The 19,501-nt window shown below is 62.5% G+C and carries 16 protein-coding genes; 2 read left to right on the plus strand and 14 right to left on the minus strand.

What is annotated here, in order from left to right; translation table 11 throughout:
• Nucleotides 1-186 precede the first annotated feature (186 nt).
• From yidD to THECO_RS09785, 5 genes are all read right to left on the minus strand, one after another.
• Nucleotides 187-417 (minus strand): membrane protein insertion efficiency factor YidD, encoded by a 231-nt coding sequence (gene yidD, locus THECO_RS09765; RefSeq protein ID WP_015254873.1) that lies wholly within the window; start codon nt 415-417, stop codon nt 187-189.
• A 17-nt stretch (nt 418-434) separates the two neighbouring features.
• A complete protein-coding gene (locus tag THECO_RS09770; protein ID WP_041854359.1) occupies nt 435-845 on the minus strand; it encodes a Fur family transcriptional regulator in 411 nt (136 codons plus the stop codon).
• A gap of 207 nt (nt 846-1,052) precedes the next feature.
• Complete coding sequence (locus THECO_RS09775; RefSeq protein WP_015254875.1) at nt 1,053-3,029, minus strand: copper amine oxidase N-terminal domain-containing protein; 1,977 nt, start codon at nt 3,027-3,029, stop codon at nt 1,053-1,055.
• Nucleotides 3,030-3,214: 185 nt separating this feature from the next.
• On the minus strand, nt 3,215-3,457 hold the full coding sequence (locus THECO_RS09780) for a hypothetical protein (protein WP_015254876.1): 243 nt from the start codon (nt 3,455-3,457) through the stop codon (nt 3,215-3,217).
• Between the two features lie 407 nt (nt 3,458-3,864).
• Complete coding sequence (locus THECO_RS09785) at nt 3,865-5,385, minus strand: transposase (protein ID WP_015253995.1); 1,521 nt, start codon at nt 5,383-5,385, stop codon at nt 3,865-3,867.
• 193 nt (nt 5,386-5,578) lie between these two features.
• On the opposite strand from THECO_RS09785, the gene THECO_RS22280 reads away from it, so the two are divergent.
• Nucleotides 5,579-5,683 (plus strand): hypothetical protein, encoded by a 105-nt coding sequence (locus THECO_RS22280; protein ID WP_015254877.1) that lies wholly within the window; start codon nt 5,579-5,581, stop codon nt 5,681-5,683.
• Nucleotides 5,684-5,754: 71 nt separating this feature from the next.
• On the opposite strand, the gene THECO_RS09790 is transcribed toward THECO_RS22280, so the two are convergent.
• From THECO_RS09790 to THECO_RS09805, 4 genes are all read right to left on the minus strand, one after another.
• On the minus strand, nt 5,755-7,659 hold the full coding sequence (locus THECO_RS09790) for an ABC transporter ATP-binding protein (protein ID WP_015254878.1): 1,905 nt from the start codon (nt 7,657-7,659) through the stop codon (nt 5,755-5,757).
• On the minus strand, nt 7,656-9,398 hold the full coding sequence (locus THECO_RS09795; RefSeq protein ID WP_015254879.1) for an ABC transporter ATP-binding protein: 1,743 nt from the start codon (nt 9,396-9,398) through the stop codon (nt 7,656-7,658). The genes THECO_RS09790 and THECO_RS09795 overlap by 4 nt, the downstream gene beginning before the upstream one ends.
• A gap of 91 nt (nt 9,399-9,489) precedes the next feature.
• Nucleotides 9,490-10,152: a MarR family winged helix-turn-helix transcriptional regulator gene (locus tag THECO_RS09800; protein ID WP_015254880.1), complete on the minus strand. Its 663-nt coding sequence runs from the start codon at nt 10,150-10,152 to the stop codon at nt 9,490-9,492.
• 209 nt (nt 10,153-10,361) lie between these two features.
• On the minus strand, nt 10,362-13,007 hold the full coding sequence (locus tag THECO_RS09805; protein WP_015254881.1) for an ATP-binding cassette domain-containing protein: 2,646 nt from the start codon (nt 13,005-13,007) through the stop codon (nt 10,362-10,364).
• A gap of 96 nt (nt 13,008-13,103) precedes the next feature.
• Between THECO_RS09805 and THECO_RS09810 the strand changes: the two genes are divergently transcribed.
• Nucleotides 13,104-13,715, plus strand: a complete 612-nt coding sequence (locus tag THECO_RS09810; protein ID WP_015254882.1) for a biotin transporter BioY — start codon at nt 13,104-13,106, stop codon at nt 13,713-13,715.
• Nucleotides 13,716-13,869: 154 nt separating this feature from the next.
• Here THECO_RS09810 and THECO_RS09815 read toward each other — a convergent pair whose 3' ends face one another.
• From THECO_RS09815 to THECO_RS09835, 5 genes are all read right to left on the minus strand, one after another.
• Nucleotides 13,870-14,334, minus strand: coding sequence for a RicAFT regulatory complex protein RicA family protein (locus THECO_RS09815; RefSeq protein WP_015254883.1), 465 nt, complete (start codon nt 14,332-14,334; stop codon nt 13,870-13,872).
• Nucleotides 14,335-14,365: 31 nt separating this feature from the next.
• The gene (miaB, locus tag THECO_RS09820) at nt 14,366-15,919 is read right to left on the minus strand and encodes a tRNA (N6-isopentenyl adenosine(37)-C2)-methylthiotransferase MiaB (RefSeq protein WP_015254884.1); all 1,554 of its coding nucleotides are present in this window, start codon (nt 15,917-15,919) and stop codon (nt 14,366-14,368) included.
• A 107-nt stretch (nt 15,920-16,026) separates the two neighbouring features.
• The gene (gene pduL, locus THECO_RS09825) at nt 16,027-16,596 is read right to left on the minus strand and encodes a phosphate propanoyltransferase (RefSeq protein ID WP_015254885.1); all 570 of its coding nucleotides are present in this window, start codon (nt 16,594-16,596) and stop codon (nt 16,027-16,029) included.
• A gap of 142 nt (nt 16,597-16,738) precedes the next feature.
• Nucleotides 16,739-17,605 carry a 2-oxoacid:ferredoxin oxidoreductase subunit beta gene (locus tag THECO_RS09830; protein ID WP_015254886.1) on the minus strand — a complete coding sequence of 289 codons (867 nt, stop codon included), beginning with the start codon at nt 17,603-17,605 and terminating at the stop codon, nt 16,739-16,741.
• A 3-nt stretch (nt 17,606-17,608) separates the two neighbouring features.
• Entirely contained in the window at nt 17,609-19,342 is a 1,734-nt protein-coding gene (locus tag THECO_RS09835; RefSeq protein ID WP_015254887.1) for a 2-oxoacid:acceptor oxidoreductase subunit alpha, read from the minus strand.
• Between the last annotated feature and the right edge of the window lie 159 nt (nt 19,343-19,501).

A 19,501-nucleotide genomic window follows, 5' to 3' on the forward strand; every position in this document is an offset into this window, starting at 1 on the left:
CCTCCGGCTGACTCAAGCCGGCGCCGCTCGAAGCGGAATCCTCCGGGACCATCTTCCGAAGCCCGCGCCATGCCGGTTCGCAGCCCCCCGGCTCTCTGGAATGGGCGGCATCTCCGTACTCATCCCTTCATCGGAAAGGGTATGGAAAGGATTGCTCATTATCCTAACGGATCGCGGCACTTCTTGTCAAGCCGGCGGCTTCCCCGGCGGCGGCACGGGATCGATGCCGCCCGGATGGAACGGATGACAGCGCAGGATGCGCTTGATCGCCAGCCAGCTGCCGCGCAGCGCGCCGTGCACTTCGATCGCTTCGAGTGCGTACTCGGAACACGTCGGATGGAAGCGGCAGGTCGGCGGCTTGAGCGGCGAGATGAAGCGGCGGTAGAAGACGATGCCCGCCTTCAGCAGCGTTCGCATGTCCGACCCTCCCGCCGTCAGCGGTTTCCGGCCGCCGTCTCGGCGCCCGCGCAGTCGCCGCAGTAGCCGAACACTTCAAACTTGTGCTTCACGATGACGAAATCATCGGGAACGTCCGTCGCTTCCATCGGACAATGGGTCAGCGGGTACGTCTTGCCGCATTGCAGACAGATCAGATGATGGTGATGGTCGTGCTCGCGGCAATGCAGCTTGAACTTCACGCCGTCCTCGAAGACGACCTGTTCGAGCACGCCCAGCTCGTCGAGCAGCCGCAGGTTGCGGTAGACGGTGTCGAAGCTGAGGCCCGAATAGAAGCGGCCCATATAGTCATAGACGTCCTTCGGCGACAGATAACCGGGCGTGTCGGCGAACAGCCTGGCCAGCGTCCGCCGCTGGTCCGTAATGCGCAATCCCTGGCTCGCCATCATCCGAATGATGTCATCCGTATCCAATGATCTGACCTCCGGAAGGTTTGTTCAAAGACAAGAATTTATAAGCCTGGCGTTTATCAATCGATCTTGTCTTTTTGCGCAAAACGGATGCGCCTTGTCAGGCGTACGGCGCAAGCCGTTTTTCTTACCTTCCATCATGCCTGAAAACGTGGTTAGCGTCAAACCCGCGGACCTCGCCGCGCCTTACGTCCGCTCTTCCGGCAGCGGCTCGAACATGAGGGCGATCGGCAGATTGCTGCCGGAAGCCGGCGTGAACACGATCTCGACCGTCTCGGCGCGGTTGCCGCTCCGATACAGCACGCACGCTTCGTCCTGGTTCTTCAGGATGCTGCCCTTCGTCACTTCGACGACGCGGCCGCCCACGATGAACGCGCCCGTATAGTGGCCGCCCCGCGCGTTGAGCGAAATCAGCGTGCGCGGCGCGACGTTCACCTTCATCCGGTAGAGCACGCCGTAGTTCCCGACGTTGAGCTCGTTTTTGCCCGTGCCGTCGTCAATGCCCCACAGGTTCGGGTCATACTTGTTGTCGCCGAACATGAGGCGCTGCTTCGTCTGGCCCAGCTGCTCCTCGATCGTGATGCTGCGGTCGGTGTAGTCGAACGAGCCGCGCACATGGACGCCGTCGCGCGGCAGCATCGGCAGCTTCTCGAGCTCCTGCAGCGGATCGACGCCTTGCGGCACGATCACCACGCGATACCGGACGTAATCGTTCGACGTAATGTCCGCGTAGGCGGAGAAAATCTGGTTCGGCTTGATCGGCACGGCGGACAGTTTGTCAGCGAGCAGGACGGCCGATTCCTTCGGCCGCAGGCGAAGCGTACCGGCCTGGACGCCCCGGTTCACCGCATCCAGATAGCGAAGCGTCGACATCTTGCCCGCGTTCGTCGAGTACGGGTCCGGGCCGCCGGCGCCATGGGCGCCGATCGAGATGTCAACGGCCGTTCCGTTGAAGTTTGTGGCGACGAGATACACATTGACGTTGTAAGACATCGCGTTCTGGTTGTAGATCAGGAACCGCGTTTTGCCGGTCTGGATCGTGTCGTAGGCGATGCCGGTCTCGCGCAGCACTTCCGGGCTGTTGCTCCTCACGAGCCGCACGTTTTCCCTTTTGAACGTGTACTCCACCGGCGTGTAGCCGAGCACCTCGGAACCCGACAATGCGTATTTGCCACCGATATCGGTGAACAGCTTGTCGTACTCTTCCTTCGTGTACAGCACTTCATCCGTAACCGTGATGAATTTCGACACCCGGTGCGTGAGTCCGTGCTTGTCTTCCACTTCCAATTCGACCAGCTTCTCGCCGGATTCGAAGAAGACCGGCTCGTTGCCGACCCAGGTGCGGCGCACGATCGCGTCTTCGTCGTCCGCGCTGAGATCACGGTACTCGATGTGCTCGCCGATCCGGTAGGTCTCCTTGTCGGTCCTGAAATCCGCGACAGGCGGAAGGTTCGGCGGCAGAACTTCAACGGTAACCGAGTATGGTTCGCTCCAGTTGCCGGCCGCATCCATCACCCGGCGCGTGACGGTGTACCATCCGGCTTCGGGAAACACGTCATAACGCCCTTCCCAGACGTCCTGCACGATGGGCAGTCCGTTCGGATGGCTCGCCAAATCCTTGTAGAAGACGACCGTCTGCCCGGCGTGGATTTCGTCATCGGCTTCGATCTCGAACGCGGCGGACGGCACGGCGATGCTCCAGCTGAGCGTAATCTGCCGGCCGGACACGTTGATGCGGCTGTCCGTCAGGTCCGCCCACATTCTGAGCGGCACCATCATGTAGCCCTCCTGGGCGAATACCGGTCCGGGGCCTTTCACGGCCGATCCGTTGACCTTGATGAACGGGCTGTCGGCCTTGAATCTCAGTTCCAGGACGTTCGACTTCGCCACCGCTTCCTTCGTCTTCGCATCAAAGTACAGCGTGAAGCCGTACACCGAAGCGATGCCGTTCAGCGGAATATACGCCGCGCCGTCCTTGTACGTGACCGGCTGCGCGGCCCGGATTTCCTCGCCGTTGAACAGCATGATGTCGCTGTCCTTCGCCAGCTGCAGCACGTTGAATCCCCCGGCTGACGACGAATCGGCACGGGCAGTTGCGAATGGAATGATCAATGCGATAACGGTTAACAGGACAATTGCAATTTTGAATGGTTTCGATCTCATGCTTCTTCTCCTTCTCAAGCCGGCATTCTTTTTTGTTTCGATAGACACTGTTATAGACGCGGACGGACCGGATTGGTTGCGCCCCCCGCCCAAAATCGACGCCCGGGGATGCGTTCAAGATGAAAACCCCCGCCGTCCGGAACGTGCGCTCCGGTCTGACGGGGGCGGCATGGCGTTTTCGACATTCAGACGTACCAGCGATCGAGGATCAGGAAGAAAACAACCGCGCTGATCACGGCCCCGCCAAACGAAATCCATCCCGCGCGGAACCGCTGCTGGAACATGCGGAGAATGCCGAGGCTGAGCAGCGAGAAAATCAGCAGGATAAAAATAACGCCAAGGATGAACAGATCGGCGGATATATCCGACACATTGGTGACCGTCACTTGCGCACACTCCCGACGTAATGGGGTTTCGGCGGGTTCCATGTCCCTGTCCTAACCGCATTATAGCGGAAAAGCACGGGGATCCGCCAGCGGACAGTCCATCCGAATTGTAACCAAAGTGTGACAATTCTATGCGGCCGCGAACCCCCGCGCCGGGCGGAATCATCCGGGGTGCGTCCGCCCGCATGGGCATTCGCGCAATTCATCTTGATGCCGGTCAAACGTCCAAAAGGTACAGCCGGGCAAGGCATAGACTACAATCGTGATCCCGCATCACACCATTATGAATAGAGGCTCGGAATTAAGCAGGTGTTCTGAGTCTGAATGAGGGGTGAATGAGGCAGAAGCGCCGATGAAATGGCATGTTTGAAAGCTGTTTTCAAGAATGTGCATGCCGAAGAACCCTAATCCAGGGCATTTTAAAAAAATGCTATATAAACCGTGCTTCATCAAGCGGCTGTTAAGCCTTTCAGCCACTCCTCAATGGACATCGGCTGGCGTTGCTTCTTTGCTTCTTCCAGCCATGCGTCAGCATGCTGGCACATAGCGATCAAGTACACGCGAATGTTCCAGTGACGGGAACTGCGCCCGCGCGAAGCTTCCAGGTTGTAATCGACTTTCTGGCGCTTGATGCAGCGTTCGACGCCGGTTCGTAATGCGTAACGCGCTCTCCACTCCTTGCTGTCGCGTCGGATGCGCGGAAACAGGCGTGGATTGTCCGCCGTGGATGTGTAGAACGTTCTTCCGTACGCGGAAGGCGAGCATGGAGTCGGACATTCCCATTTTCCGACTTTGGCAGGACAGCGCCACTTGATGCGCTGTCGTCCTGGACACTTGCCCCAGCAGACCATCTTGCGTCCGATCGGGCAGACAGGAACGCCGTCGGAATCAATTTTCATTTCATGGTATACCGTTTGCCCGGAGCGCCTGAGATTCAGGTCGATGATGGCGGAAACATCATCATGCTCCAGCATGGTATAGATCGGGAGGGCGTCGTGGGCGGAATCCAGGATCGCCTCTCCCACCTTCCAATCCGAGTACCAGTAGCGAAGTTCACGGTAACCGCAAATCCAGGACACGGCATCGTGCTGGCTGGCGCGGAACAGTCGCGGGTACACGGGCAGATTGTAAGGACTATCCGCTGACGTGAACATGTAGAGCGTACGCCCGTAGTAATATTTTTCGCGATAGCTGTCCCAGCCCCAATCGGCATCCGGATCGGAAAATTGCCGTTTGCAGGAACATTTCCAGTTGCCCGACTGGCGGCAATCGCAAAGGAACTTGCCGTAGGATCGCGCGCCGGTTTCAACCGGAGAGCCGTCGCCGATGACGCGAAAAGAACGGGTATCGCCAAGTAATCCTTTCGCCGCAGAAGGCAGGACGAACATCGTTTGGAATAGTTGTTGCAAGAGATCATGTTCTTTGGGCGTGTAGTGGATCTGGCCTTCGCGCAGGATGCGGGAGACGAGTTTCTCCGTAATTTTCGGATTTTTGGGTTCCTGCTTTTCGTTCTTTTTGCCTTTCTTTCGCGGCTTCTTCAAGCGGCGTTTGAGTCGTCCTGTCTTATGCGGAGTGGATGCCCGCCAGAGCCGCGGGAAAAAGTCGTAGAACGTCCCGACACCCGGCGACTGTCCGGGTTTGAAGCCGCAGAGAATGGCATAGACCGGCGTCGTACGAATCGCGATGACCCCCTCATCGACGCTCAACCCGAGCTTGGTCATGAGAAGCAAGCAGCGGAGCATGTCGGCGGGGTCGTGAGGCTTGCGGCCTTTGGGATTGGCGGAGTAAGTCGAACGCATCAAGGAAGCGGTGGCGGACAGGTCGATCGCCGTGATCCAGAAGATCAAGTCGCCGTAGAAGTGCTGCAAGAACAACATGGCTTCCGGTGTGTCGTACTCCTTTCGCAGTTGTTCGCATACGAAGGTCAAGTAGTCGTGATGAGAGCGAGAAACCAGTTTCAAAACGATCACCCAATTCTCCAAGAGGTAGGCAAAAACTGCCTTCTCGGCGATTATTGGGGCGTTTTGAAAAAGTCAAGAGGAAAGTTTGTTCGCATCCCTTTTTGGGGGTGAAACAAAACAAGACCCTGGCCGAAAGGCCAGAGCCGATGCGGGAATTTTTATTCCGAGAGGCTTATTATGAAAATCAGGAGGGAAGCAACCCATGAGCTACGCAGGAGGTTGCGGCGGTTTCTTCAGAACGAGCACGGCCGTCATTCTGGTGCTCTACATCCTGCTGGTCATCGTGCTGCGCTCCGGCTGGTTCTGATCGACGGGCATGAAGCGCGGGCTGCGCGGCGGCATCTTCCGCCTCGCGGCCCGCGTCTTTTATTGGGAACCTCAGACGGCCGGTTTCCCTTCCGGCCGGGCGAATTGACTGTAATACAGTTCGGCATAGAAGCCGCCCTTCGCCAGCAGTTCCTCGTGTGTGCCCTGCTCGATGACGCGGCCGCGGTTCATGACGAGAATGACGTCCGCGCCGCGGATCGTCGACAGGCGGTGGGCGATGACGAAGCTGGTCCGTCCCCGCATGAGGCGGTTCATCGCGTCCTGGATCTGGTATTCCGTGCGCGTGTCGACGTTGCTGGTCGCCTCGTCCAGGATCAGGATGGCCGGATCGGCCAGCACCGCCCGCGCGATCGTGAGCAGCTGCTTCTGCCCCTGCGACAGATTGGCCGCTTCCTCGTTCAGCACCGTGTCATACCCGTCCGGCAGCGTCCGGATGAACCGGTCCGCGTACGCGGCTCTCGCGGCCGCGATGATTTCCTCCTCCGTTGCATCCTCCCGGCCGAATGCGATGTTGTCCCGGATCGTGCCGCCAAAAAGCCACGTGTCCTGCAGCACCATGCCGAACAGGCTGCGCAGCCTGCCCCGCTCCATGGTGCGGATGTCGCGGCCGTCGATCGAGATCGAGCCGCCCTGGATGTCGTAGAAGCGCATGAGCAGATTGACGAGCGTCGTCTTGCCCGCTCCGGTCGGCCCGACGATGGCGACCGTCCGGCCGGGCTTCACCTCGAAGCTCAGATCGTCAAAAAGAAGCTCATCCGGCGCATAACCGAACCGCACGTTCCGGAACGCCACCGCTCCCCGCGGTCCGTCCTGCGCCGCAGGCTGATCCGCCGCGGCATCCGGCGTCTCTTCCGCTTCATCCAGCAGCTCGAATACACGCTCGGCCGAGGCGACGGTCGACTGGATGATGTTCGCGATCCCCGCAAGCTGCGTAATCGGCATGTTGAACTGCCGCGCATACTGGATGAACGCCTGCACGTCGCCGATCGCGATCCGCGACCCGGCCACGAGAATGCCGCCGACCACGCAGATGATGACATACCCCAGATTGCCGATAAAACCGGTCAGCGGCATCAGAATGCCGGAGATGAACTGCGCGCGCCAGCCGGAATCGTACAGACGGCCGTTGATGCCGTCGAACTTGCGCATCGCGTCTTCCTCGCGGCCGAACGCCTTGACGATGCGGTGTCCGGCGATCATTTCTTCCACATGCCCGCTCAGTTCGCCGAGCGAACGCTGCTGACCCGCGAACTGGACCTGCGAACGCTTCGCGACGCCGGCCGCCGCCCACGCGGAAAGCGGCAGCGTCACCAGGCAGACCAGCGTCAGCAGCGGGCTGATGTACAGCATCATGGCGATGACGCCGACGATGGTCACGAACGACGTCACGAGCTGCATCAGGCTCTGCTGCAGCGTGTTGCCGATGTTGTCCACATCGTTCGTGATGCGGCTCAGCGTCTCGCCGTGCGGCCTGGCGTCGAAATAGCGGAGCGGCAGCCGGGACAGCTTCTCATTCACTTCCCGCCGCAGCGTGTAGACGGTCTTCTGCGCGATTCCGGCCATCCAATATTGCTGAATCCAGGTGAACACCGAACTGACGGCATAGAGCGCCAGCAGGATCAGGATGATGTTCCCGATGCCGCGGTAATCGACCTCCGCCGGCACACCGGCGATGCGTGCCGTCACCACCTCGAACAGCTTCGTTGTAATGTCGCCCAGCAGCTTCGGCGCGATGATCGAGAACGCCGTCCCGAGCACGCCCATGACGAGGACGGCGAGCAATTGGCCGGAGTACGGCTTCAAATAGCCGGTCAGCCGCTTCACCGTTCCCTTGAAATCTTTCGGCTTCTGGGGCGGCATCCCGAAGCCCGGAAATCCGCCCCGCGGGCCGCCGAATCCCGGGCCGCGGGGTCCGGGGGGCCGGTAATTCGTCTGCGATTCGCGGCTCCCTTTCATGCGATCTCCTCCTCCGTCAGCTGCGTAGCCGCAATTTCCCGATAAACTTCGTTCTCCCTGAGGAGCTGCTCATGCGTGCCGATGCCCGCGATCCGGCCGCCGTCCAGGACGATGATCTGATCCGCATCGACAACGGTGCTGATGCGCTGGGCGACGATCAGGACGGCCGCATTCCCCGTCTCGGCTTTCAGCGCCTTGCGCAGTGCGGCGTCCGTCTTGTAGTCGAGCGCCGAGAAGCTGTCATCGAACAGATAGATGCCGGGTCTGCGCACGAGGGCGCGCGCGATGGCCAGACGCTGTTTCTGGCCGCCCGACAGATTCTTGCCGCCCTGCGCCACCTGCGCGTCGAACCCGCCTTCCAGACCTGAGATGAACTCGAGCGCCTGCGCCGTCTCCGCCGCGCGCCGCACTTCCTCGTCGGAAGCGTCCTCCTTGCCCCAGCGGATGTTGTCGGCGATCGTGCCCGTGAACAGCATCGCCTGCTGCGGAACATAACCGATCCGGGCGCGCAGCATCTCCTGCGGCCAGTTCCGCACGTCCACGCCGTCCACCAGCACGCTGCCGCTCTCGGCGTCATAGAAGCGCAGGATGAGGTTGAACAGCGTAGTTTTGCCCGAACCGGTGCCGCCGATGATCGCCGTCACCTCTCCCGGCTTCGCGGTGAACGAGATGTTCGCGAGCGCCGGCTGCTCGGCGCCGGGGTACCGGAAGGTGACGTCCCGGAATTCGATCAGGCCGCCCGCTCCCGCCTGCTCCGGCCGTGCGGGGCGCGCGGGGGAATCCGCGTCGCGGACGGATGCGGGAAGCTCCAGCACTTCCCGGATTCTGCCCGCGGACACGGCGGCGCGCGGCAGCATGACGAACAGCATCGACATCATCATCAGCGAGAACAGAATCATCATCGCGTACTGGATGAACGCCATCAGATCGCCGACCATCAGTTCACCCCGGTCGATGCGGATGCCGCCGAACCAGACGATGGCGACGGACGAGAAATTGACGATCAGCATCATGGCCGGCATCGTGAACGCCATGAGCCGGGTGGCCTTGAGAGCCGTATCGGTCAGTTCCCGGTTCGCGCCGTCGAACCGCCGCCGTTCATGCTCCGTTCGGTTGAACGCGCGGATGACGCGCACGCCGGTCAGGCCTTCGCGCTGCACCCGATTGAGCCGGTCCAGCCGGGCCTGCATCGACCGGAAGAGCGGCATCGCCTTGCGCGAAATCACAAAGATCGTCAGCGCCAGCACCGGGATGACGGCGATGATGACAATGGCCAATTGCGCGTCCTTGGCCAGCGCCATGATCATGCCGCCGACGGCCATCATCGGCGCAGCCGCCATCATGCGCAGCATCATGATGAGCGTCTGCTGGACCTGCGACACGTCGTTCGTCACGCGCGTCATGAGCGACGCGGCGCCGAAACGGTCAAACTCCCGCATCGAGAATCCGCTGACATGCCGGAACAGCCTGCTGCGCAGATCCCGCCCGAACCCCGACGACTCCCGGGCGGAAAAGTAACTGGCCGCGATATTGCAGGCAACGCCGAACGCCGCCGTCAGCAGCATGAAGACGCCCGTCCGCATAATGTAGGCGGTGTCCCCTTTCAGCACGCCGATATTGACGATGTCCGCCATAAGCGTAGGCAGATAAAGTTCGGACAGCGACTGCAGCAGGACCAGCAGCAGCACGAGGACGGCGAGCCGGCGATACGGCTTGAAATAACGAAGAATTCCGGTCACGTTCGATCACCTTTCCAGCGAGAGTCGTTGCAGCGGGTTTGCGGTCGGGTGAGGCGGCATGCGGATGTTGCGCGATGCCCTGTGCGCGGCGTCAATTGCCGCCTTCTTCCGCCGTCTGTCCCGGGACGGACCGGTCGGTTGTTCCGGTCCCGGACGGCGCATCGTTCGCCGAAGCCGGGCCGGATGCGCTTGACAGGTCCGGTGCAGGCTCCCCGGCCTGAACGGACGCGCCCGCCCGGTCAGGCGTTTCCTGCACCGGTCTGTTCGGCTCTCTGCCCGCTGCCGCTTCATATTGCCGCCAGAACGCCCGCTGTCGTTCCGACAGATAGGCGTTCACTTTCCTCATTGTCCGGATGAGATGCAGGCACTCCTCTTCCCCGAGGTAGTCCGCCAGCCCGGCGAACATTTCGAGACGGGATTGATTCATGCGCTCGACGTATTGTCGTCCCTGGTCGGTCAGCCGGATCCGTACAACCCGGCGGTCCGATGAATCCGCGAATCGTTCCGCGAGGCCCTGCTCTTCCAGCCGGTTGATGTGCTGCGTCACTGTCGGCGACGTGACGCGCAGCCATCCGCCGATCTCCGACACCGTGACGCCGCGGCCATCGTCCCGGGAGTGGATGACGTGCAGCACCATCAGCTCGCCCGGACGGCGCATCGCCTCTCCGCCGCCCGTCCCTTTGAAGCATTGTCTGGAATGCGCGAAGGTTTCCATGAGCAGCCTAGCAATCTCTTCCCGCTTGTCCGGCATCATGCGGGTTCCCCCCTTTCGCAAGTTTGCAGTCCGCCATGCATCCATCCAGACGATACGTCAGGATAGGCATCCGGCAGCCAATTCATTAGGTCACTTATTATTTAGGTTATCTAATTATATATCCGGATTGAAGAAGCCGTCAAGACCGTCCGCATGCAGAGGGCGCCGGAGCGATGCCGGCGCCCGCATTCCCGGAAGCGCCGCGACGGTCAAAGCGTCGCATCGATCAGCCGCAGCAGCGCGAAGATCGCCCCGGCGGCGGCGACAAACGCCGCATCCTGCCGCGTGAACCGGATCGGAAGCGCCCGTTCGGCCGCCCGCCTGCCGCTGTCAAAGCCGCGCAGCGTGAGCGACACGGCCACCCGGTCCGCAATCTGCAGCATGGCGAGCAGGAACGGCACGAGCACGGCGGGCAGCGCGCGGAACGGAATGCGTCCCGGCGGCACCGGATGCTTGCCGCGGGCGACGCCGATCCGCGCGAACCGGCTCCACTCCGCCGCCATGAGCGGAATGAAGCGAAACAGCAGCGCCACCGACAGTCCGACGGCCCAGATCGTCCGCTGCGGCAGACGGACGGCGGCCAGCAACCGCTCCACGGCCTGCTGCAGCCGGTAAGGCGTGATCAGTGCGAGAAGCGGCATGCCGAGCAGCATGACCGCGAGCAGCCGCATCATCAGCCATACCGTATCGAGCGCGGCGCCGGCGTCCAAGTTGAACGCGGGCGTGAATCTGGCGCCGGTGAGGAGCGCAAGCGCCGCGGTGAGCGCGAGATAATAGACGATCACGCCGCGGTACGGGCGAACGAGCCGGCCGACGGGCAGCATCAGGGCGCAGACGACGGCGAGGCTTGCCGCCGTGTCCGCCGGACCGTCCATCGCGAGGACGCCCGATGCCGCCAGCAGGTACGCCGCCCACAGCGCGCGTGGATCGAGCCCGGCCAGGCGCCGCTGGAGCGCGGAAGCCGGCTTCCCCTGCGCGGCGGAAGCCGGCGGCCGTGCCCGGGCCGGCCCGGCCGGTTCGACCGGTTCGGCCGGCGCCGATTCCGGCGGCCCGAAGCCTGCGATGTCCGGCCCGATGCGCCCGGCATCGGCCGCAAGCGCGCAGGCTTCCTGCAGCCGCGCAGGCTGCAGCGCCCGCAGCGCCGCGGCCGTCCGCAGCGCCTGCGGCAGCGCTTCGGGCGGCATGACGCTGCCGCCCGCCAGCACGGCCTGCGCCCAGGCCGACGCCGGCGCCGCCTCGCGGATTTCGCCGCCGGCGACGACGACGACATCGTCGATGAGCGGCCACAGCGCGTCCAGATCATGCGTCGCGATGACCGCGCCGCCGCCCTTCGCGCGGTGGGCCGCCAGCCAGGCGCGCAGCGCGGCCGCGCCGGCGGCGTCAAGCCCGGCCGTCGGCTCGTCCATCAGCAGCCACGGCGCGCCCGCCGCAAGCAGACACGCCCAGGACAGGCGGCGCTGCTCGCCGCCGCTGAGCGTCCACGGCACGCGGCCCATGACGGCCGTTTGCAGCCCGGTCCTTTCAAGCGCCGCTTCCGCCCGGGCCGGCCGCTCGTCCGCCGGCACCGCATACGGGCGCATCGCATAGAACAGCTCGCCGCGCACCGTATCGGCGAACCAGGCCGACTCCGACCGCTGCATCGCCAGGCCTAACCGCAGCAGCCGGTCGCGCCGCGGCCTGCGGCCCTGCCAGAGCGAAACGCCGCCGAGCGTCACGCCGCCGGCGTCCGGGCGGCGCAGGCCCGCCATCGTCTCGAGCAGCGTCGTCTTCCCCGCGCCGTTCGGTCCGACGACGGCCGTTATGCGTCCGCCGCGGAAGACGGCCGAAACATCCCGCAGCACGGCCGCTCCGCCGTCGCCGTACACCGACAGCCCGTCGATCCGCCAATCTTCGGCCGTCCCGCCGCCGGACCCGTCCATGCCGCCCTGTCCGGCGGATCCGCAGGCGGGATCCGGATCGTTCGTCAAATCCCCGTCAAGCTCCGCAAGCATCCGCTCGAGCCCGTCCGGCAGTTCGCCGCGCGCCGCAATCCCCCTCGCCAGCTCTTCCGGTGTGAGCGGAAGCGGATCGAGCGGAATGCCGCGCCGTTTCAAGGCCAGCGCCGTCCGGACGGCATGCGGCGCTTCGCATCCGAGCCGCTCGCACGGACTCTCGGCCTCACCCGCCGGCAGGAAGAACGACTCGGCCGGACCGTCGAAGATGATGTTCCCGTCGAGCAGCCCAACGACCCGGTCGCCATGCGCGATGTCCTCCGCCGCGTGGGAGATCCAGACGACCGCAGCGCCCGCCTCCCGCAGGCGGCGCGCGCCGCTCAGGACATGCGCCCTGCCGGCGCTGTCCAGCATCGAGGCCGCTTCGTCGAACACGATGAGCGGCGCCCCCGATGCGATGCAGCCGGCGGCGGCGAGCATCTGCTTCTGTCCGCCGGACAGCTGCTCGACGGGAACGTCGCGCCGTTCCCACAGGCGGCACAGGCGCAGCAGACGCTCGATCTCGGCCAGTGCCTCCTCGCCGCCGATCCCCCGCGCTTCGAGGGTGAGCGCCAGATCTTCCCAAGGCGTCGATCCGGCGATCGCCGCTTCCGGATCCTGCGTAACATAAGGAAGCGGCTGGTCCCCCGCGAAGCCGCGGGTAATCGTGCCGGCGGCATAAGCCTTCCCGCCGGCCGCCATCTCCGGAATGCCCGCGATCAGCCGGGCCAGCGTGCTCTTCCCGCTGCCGTTCGGCCCGGTGACATGCAGCCATTCACCAGGCGCGATCTCCAGAACATCAACCCGCAGCAGCGGCCGCCCGTCCTCCAGCCGCACGTCCGCCCCGCATATCCGAAAATGTTCCGCCTGCATCATTTTTTTCATCAAACCCCTGTACCGGCAAGTCCATCCATGTTACAATGCAATTGGTTAACCACCCGACCAGATTAAGGTTAACAATCAAGGAGCGAAATTGCAATCATGAATTTTCCGATTCGCGACATTGTCTACACGGCGCTGTTCGCCGCCATGTTCATCGTCATGAGCATGATCAAAGTTCCGCTGCCGTTCTCGCCCGTTCCGATTACGCTGCAGAATCTCGTCGTCATGCTGGCCGGAGCGTTTCTCGGCGCGCGGGGCGGTTTCCTCAGCATCGGTCTGGTCATCGCGCTGACTTCCCTTGGTCTGCCGCTTCTGCACGGACAAGGCGGACTCTCCTACGTGCTCGGTCCGACCGGCGGATTTCTGCTTGCGTTTCCGTTCTGCGCCGCGGCGGTTGGCTGGTGCACCGGAAAGCTGCTGAAAACCGGCCTGCACGGAAGGAACCGCGCCCTTTTCACGCTCGCGCTGTTTTTCATCTTTATCGGCTGCGGTTCGCTCCTGTCCTATCTCGCCGGGGTGCCGTGGCTGGCGAAGGTTTACGATCTTTCCCTCGCCGGCGCGATCGCCGCAGGGTTCACGCCCTTTATCGGCGGCGACATCGTCAAAGCCGTCGTCGCCGCCTTCGCTGCAGCGGCGCTGCTGCCGCATGCCCGCGGGCTGCGGAACCCGGCGCGGCCGGCCGGCGTCCCGGGCAGCGGTGCGGATGCCTGACAGTCCCCCATAAAAAATCCAAACCTCCGGCCGTCTGATGACGTTCAGACTTGCCGGAGGCTTGGTCCCTTGCACGTTCCTCTTAGGCTTCCGCGCGGGACGTATGTCCGCTTCACGGAAGCCTTTCTTCCTTGTATGCGCCTTGCCCTTTCGATCAATCGCTGCAGTCCGCGGGCGCCGCCGGCGCGGGTTCGCCCTCGACATCCAGCTTCTTCGCGACGGTGTCGCGGATGACCGACACGACCAGCTGCAACAGATAGTTGATATCCGACTGGCTTTGCTGGAAATCGACGACGATCGGCATCTGATCCAGCTCGTCCTGCAGCGCCTCGATCTCGGCCTCGATTTTTTTCACCATCTCCGGATTCTGGAACCGTTCGAACGCGACGATCTCCTTCTGTTTCTTCTTGATCTGCGCGATGATCGACTGCACTTTCTCGCTCGCCTTGATCTGCGCCTCGGCCTTGCGATAATGCTGCACTTCGTCCGAGGTGTAGATCATCTCGGCCAGTTCCTTCGCCTTCGCCATGATGTCGGCGCGAATGACGAGATCCCGCGAATCGAATTTCGGAATGCCGCATCCTCCCGCATGGTCATGATCGTGGCCGTGATCAGCCATTCCTTCATCTCTCCTTGCCGCGGACAGCCGGTCAGGAGACCGCTCCGGTCTCCTGCCGCACAGGTTCCGCCTTGATATACCAGGTCTGCGGATCGGTCACCCGCACATGGACGAACGAACCGATCCATTCCGGCGGTCCCTCGAAGTGGACCAGCTTGTTCGTGCGCGTCCGTCCGGACAACACGTTCGGGTTGCTCTTGCTTCGGCCTTCCACCAACACTTCGACGACGCGGCCGCGCAGCGCTTCGTTGCTCCGCTTGCTCAGCTCGGCGACCAGGTCGTTCAGCCGGATCAGCCACTCCTTCTTCACTTCCATCGGCACGTTGTCTTCCATCTCGGCGGCCGGCGTGCCGGCGCGCGGCGAGTAGATGAACGTGTACGCCGAATCGAAGCCGACTTCGCGGACGAGCGACATCGTCTCCTCGAACTGCTCCTCCGTCTCGCCCGGGAAGCCGACGATGATGTCCGTCGTCAGCACTACGCCCGGAATGGCGGCCTTGATCTTGCGCACAAGTTCCAGATACGATTCGCGCGTATATTTGCGGCTCATCCGCTTCAGAATCTCCGTGCTGCCGGATTGCACCGGCAGATGGATGTGCTCCACGAGATTGCCGCCTCGGCTGAGCACTTCGATCAGCTTGTCGTCGAAATCGCGCGGGTGGCTCGTCGTGAACCGGATGCGCGGAATGTCGATCTTCGACAGGTCGGCCATCAGATCCGCGAACCGGTAGTCCCGGTCCGTGAAATCTTTGCCGTAGGCGTTGACGTTCTGGCCGAGCAGCGTAATCTCCCGGTATCCCTGGCGCGCCAGTTCGCGCACTTCCGCGATGACGTCCTCGGGCAGCCGGCTGCGCTCCTTGCCGCGCGTGTACGGCACGATGCAGTACGTGCAGAATTTGTCGCAGCCGTACATGATGTTCACCCAGGCGCGCATCCCTTCGCGCTTCTTCGGCAGATTCTCGATGATGTCGCCTTCCTTCGACCACACTTCGACGACCATCTCTTTGCCGAAATATGCGTCCCGGAGCAGAATCGGGAGGCGGTGAATGTTATGGGTCCCGAAAACGAGATCGACATATGCGTGCTTCTGCAGAATGCGCCCTACGACGGACTCTTCCTGCGACATGCAGCCGCAGACGCCGAGGATCAGCTCCGGCTTCTCGAGCTTCAGCGATTTCAGGTTGCCGAGCTCGCCGAACACCTTGTCCTCCGCGTTCTCCCGCACGGCGCACGTGTTGAGCAGGATGACGTCCGCTTCCCGGCGGTCGTCCGTCCATTCGAACCCCATCTGCTCGAACAGACCTTTCATCACTTCGGTGTCGTGCTCGTTCATCTGGCAGCCGTAAGTTTGGATGATATATTTTTTCCCCTTGCCGAACGTCCGGAGCTCTTCCGGCACCGCCTCTTCGTACAGCACCTTGATTTCTTCCTTGCCGCGCTGCTTCTCCCGGCGGTAGCTCGGTTCGGACATGATGAAAATTTCGCGTCCGCCGATCCGGATCCGCTTGCCGTGTTCGTCTTCGGAGATGATTTTCGCGTCCGAGAAATCGAAATAGCGGCTGTAGTCCTTCGTCTCGTTCGCCACGAACCATCGCCTCGCTTCCATAATCCCGCCTATTATAGCATGAAACGAGGCCGGCGCGCTACCGCAAGCCCGGCATCCCGAAATCGGGTTGTTCGTCCGTCAGGCCGTCAGTCAAGAATCTCGCCCGTATCGCCGGTCTTCAAGCCGGCCGCGTTCGCTTCGTCCGTGTCGATGTGCATGTCCAGCGCGAAGCTGTCCGAGACGCGTGCGATGACGTTCTCGAAGACGAGACCGCGTTCGCCGCCGACCCGGACGCGCAGCAGCTGCTTGTCCGCGATGCCCCAGGCTTCGGCCTCCGACGTATGGAAATGGATGTGGCGCGCCGCAATGATGACGCCTTCCTCCACCGTCACCTGCCCGGCCGGGCCGACGATCGTGATGCCCGGCGAGCCCGCGATGTCCCCCGATTCGCGGACCGGGGGATTCAGGCCGAGCGCGAACGCGTCCGTGCGCGAGATCTCGAGCTGCGTCTTCGGGCGGGCCGGTCCGAGAATCCGCACCTTCGGGAAACGGCCCTTCGGTCCGATCACTTCGACCGTCTCGTTCGCCGCGAACTGGCCGGGCTGACTGAGGGGTTTCAGCACCGTCAATTCCGCTCCTTCACCGAACAGGGCGGCGATATGTTCCTTCGACAAATGAATATGGCGGGCCGATACGCCGATCGGCACTTGTTTCATGGTCGACTCATCCTTTCGAGCGATATTCCATACCATTCTACTGTAACCCGCGGCCCAAAGCGAATCCTGTGACGCAGATCACGGCCCGGGACACAAAAAAGAGCACGCGGCCGCCTGCGGACGCATGCTCTCGGATGGCTCATCAGTAGAATTCTGCCACCAGTTCTTCGAATTGGGACTGATCCAGGCGCAGATCCTGCCGATACAGACCTTCTTCCCGGAATCCCGGAATCAGGTCTTCGTACGACTTGCGCGTCGTATCGCGGTAGATCAGGCCGGTCAGCATGCCGTTTGTCTCCATGATCTTGTTCATCGCGGCGACGCGGTTCGTCGGATCGTAATCCGGGAACTGGTCGAGGTTGACGATGTTCTCCTTGAACCAGTCGTAGGTGTTCACCTTGTTGAACGTAACGCACGGGCTGAACACGTTGATCAGCGCGAACCCCTTGTGCTGGATGCCCTGCTCGATCAGCGACGTGAGCTGCTTCAGGTCGCTGGAGAACGACTGGGCGACGAAGGTCGCGCCCGCAGCCATCGCGATCTCGAGCGGCGACAGCGGGGACTCGATCGATCCCTGCGGCGTCGACTTCGTCTTGAAGCCGACCGCGCTGCGCGGTGACGTCTGGCCCTTGGTCAGGCCGTAGATCTGGTTGTCCATGACGATGTAGGTGATATCCAGATTGCGGCGGATCGCATGGACGGTATGCGCCATGCCGATGGCGAATCCGTCGCCGTCGCCGCCCGACGCGATGACCGTCAGCTCCCGGTTCGCGAGCTTGACGCCCTGGGCGATCGGAAGGGCGCGGCCGTGAATGCCGTGGAATCCGTACGCGTTGATATAGCCGGAGATCCGGCCCGAGCAGCCGATGCCGGAGATGACGGCCAGATTCTCGGGCTCAAGGCCGACGTTCGCCGCCGCGCGCTGGATGGCAGCCTGCACGGAGAAGTCGCCGCAGCCGGGACACCAGTTCGGCTTGACGTTGTTGCGGAAATCCTTGAATGTCGCCATCGGTCATTTCATCTCCTTGCATGCTTGATACAGTTCGGCGGGCAGGAACGGCGTGCCGTCGTACTTCAGCACGTTCCGGATCTTGTCGGCGCCGCCGACATGCAGCTTGATCTGGTTCGCAAGCTGCGCGGTCGCGTTGTTCTCGATGACAATGACCGTCTTCGCCGCCTGCACATACGGCGCGAGCTCGTCGGCCGGGAACGGCGCGATCTGCCGTACCGTGATATGGTTGGACGTGATGCCGTCCTGCGCGAGACGTTCGCGCGCTTCGTCGATCGTGCCGCCGGTCGAGCCCATGCCGATGATGAGCAGATCCGGCGCCGCATGCGGCGCGTCGACGCGGATGGCGTCGCGGATCTTCAAGCCTTTCAGCTTGCCGAGCCGTTTGTCCATCATCTTGCGGCGGTTCACGGCGTTCTCGTTCGGGCGGCCTTCCTCGTCGTGCTCGACGCCCGTCACATGGTGCAGGCCGCCTTTCTCGCCGGGCAGGACGCGCGGCGAAATGCCGTCTTCCGTGAACTCGTAGCGCTTGAACAGCTTGTTCTCCTCAAGCGGCGGCACGTTCGATACCAGCTTGCCCCGTTTGATCTCGATCTTGTTGTAATCGAGCGGCTCGCAGGATTGCTTGCCGAGCGAAAGCTGCAGGTCCGTCATGACGATGACCGGCACCTGGTATTCTTCCGCAACGTTGAACGCCTCGATCATGTCGTAGAAGCAGTCCTCGATCGTCGCCGGCGCGATGACGACCTTCGGAATCTCGCCGTGCGTGCCGTATACCATCGCGTTCAGGTCCGATTGCTCCTGCTTCGTCGGCAGACCGGTCGACGGGCCGCCGCGCTGCGTGTCGACGATGACGAGCGGCGTTTCGGTCATCCCCGCGAGGCCGATCGCCTCCATCATGAGCGACAGGCCGGGACCCGCCGATGCGGTCATCGTCCGCACGCCGGCGTAGTTCGCGCCGATCGCCATCGTAACGGCGGCGATTTCGTCTTCGGTCTGCACGACCGTGCCGCCGAACTTCGGCAGTTTCTTGATCAAATATTCCATAATCTCGGAAGCCGGTGTGATCGGATAGGCGGACATGAGACGGCAGCCGGCCGCGATGGCGCCAAGGCCGATCGCTTCGTTGCCGATGATGAACAGCTTCTTCTTGCCGTCCGCAGGCGCCAGCCGGAATTCCTCCAGCGGGCCGCCGGCCTGCTCGAGAATGAACGCCGCGCCGCGGCGCACCGCTTCGATGTTCTTCTCCACGATGGCCGGACCTTTCCGGCCGAACTCTTCCTCCACCGCCTTGTTGAACACGTCAAGCGGCAGACCGAGCAGCGCCCAGGAAGCGCCGGACGCCACCATGTTCTTCATGAGCGACGTGCCGAGTTCCTCGGCGATGGCCGTGATCGGCACGGCGAACAGCCGCGCGTCAATGCCTTCCGGAACTTTCGGATCGAACTTGGCGTCCGCCACGATGACGCCGCCGGGACGCAGTTCCCGTGCGTTCAGATCGATCGTCTCCTGGTCGAATGCGACAAGGATGTCGAGATCGTCCGAAATCGCCCGCTTCGGCGTCGTGCTGATCCGGATCTTGTTGTTCGTGTGTCCGCCCTTGATCCGCGACGAGAAATGCCGGTAACCGTAGAGATAGTACCCGAGACGGTTCAGCGCGGTCGAGAAGATCCGGTCCGTGCTCTCAACGCCTTCGCCTTGTTGTCCCCCGATCTTCCAAGACAATTGACTGATCAAAATGTCCATCTCCTCAATTGATCGTTCGCAATGATTCGACAACACTTTCGCAGATCAAAAATTTTTTCTCTGCGATCAAATAAATTTTATGACTGTCCGTTGACATTTGCAAGCCATTTCAAGCTTTTATCGCATAGCTCTTTTCGAACGAATCGATAT

The sequence above is a fragment of the Thermobacillus composti KWC4 genome, from assembly GCF_000227705.2.
GTDB classification, from domain to species: domain Bacteria; phylum Bacillota; class Bacilli; order Paenibacillales; family Paenibacillaceae; genus Thermobacillus; species Thermobacillus xylanilyticus.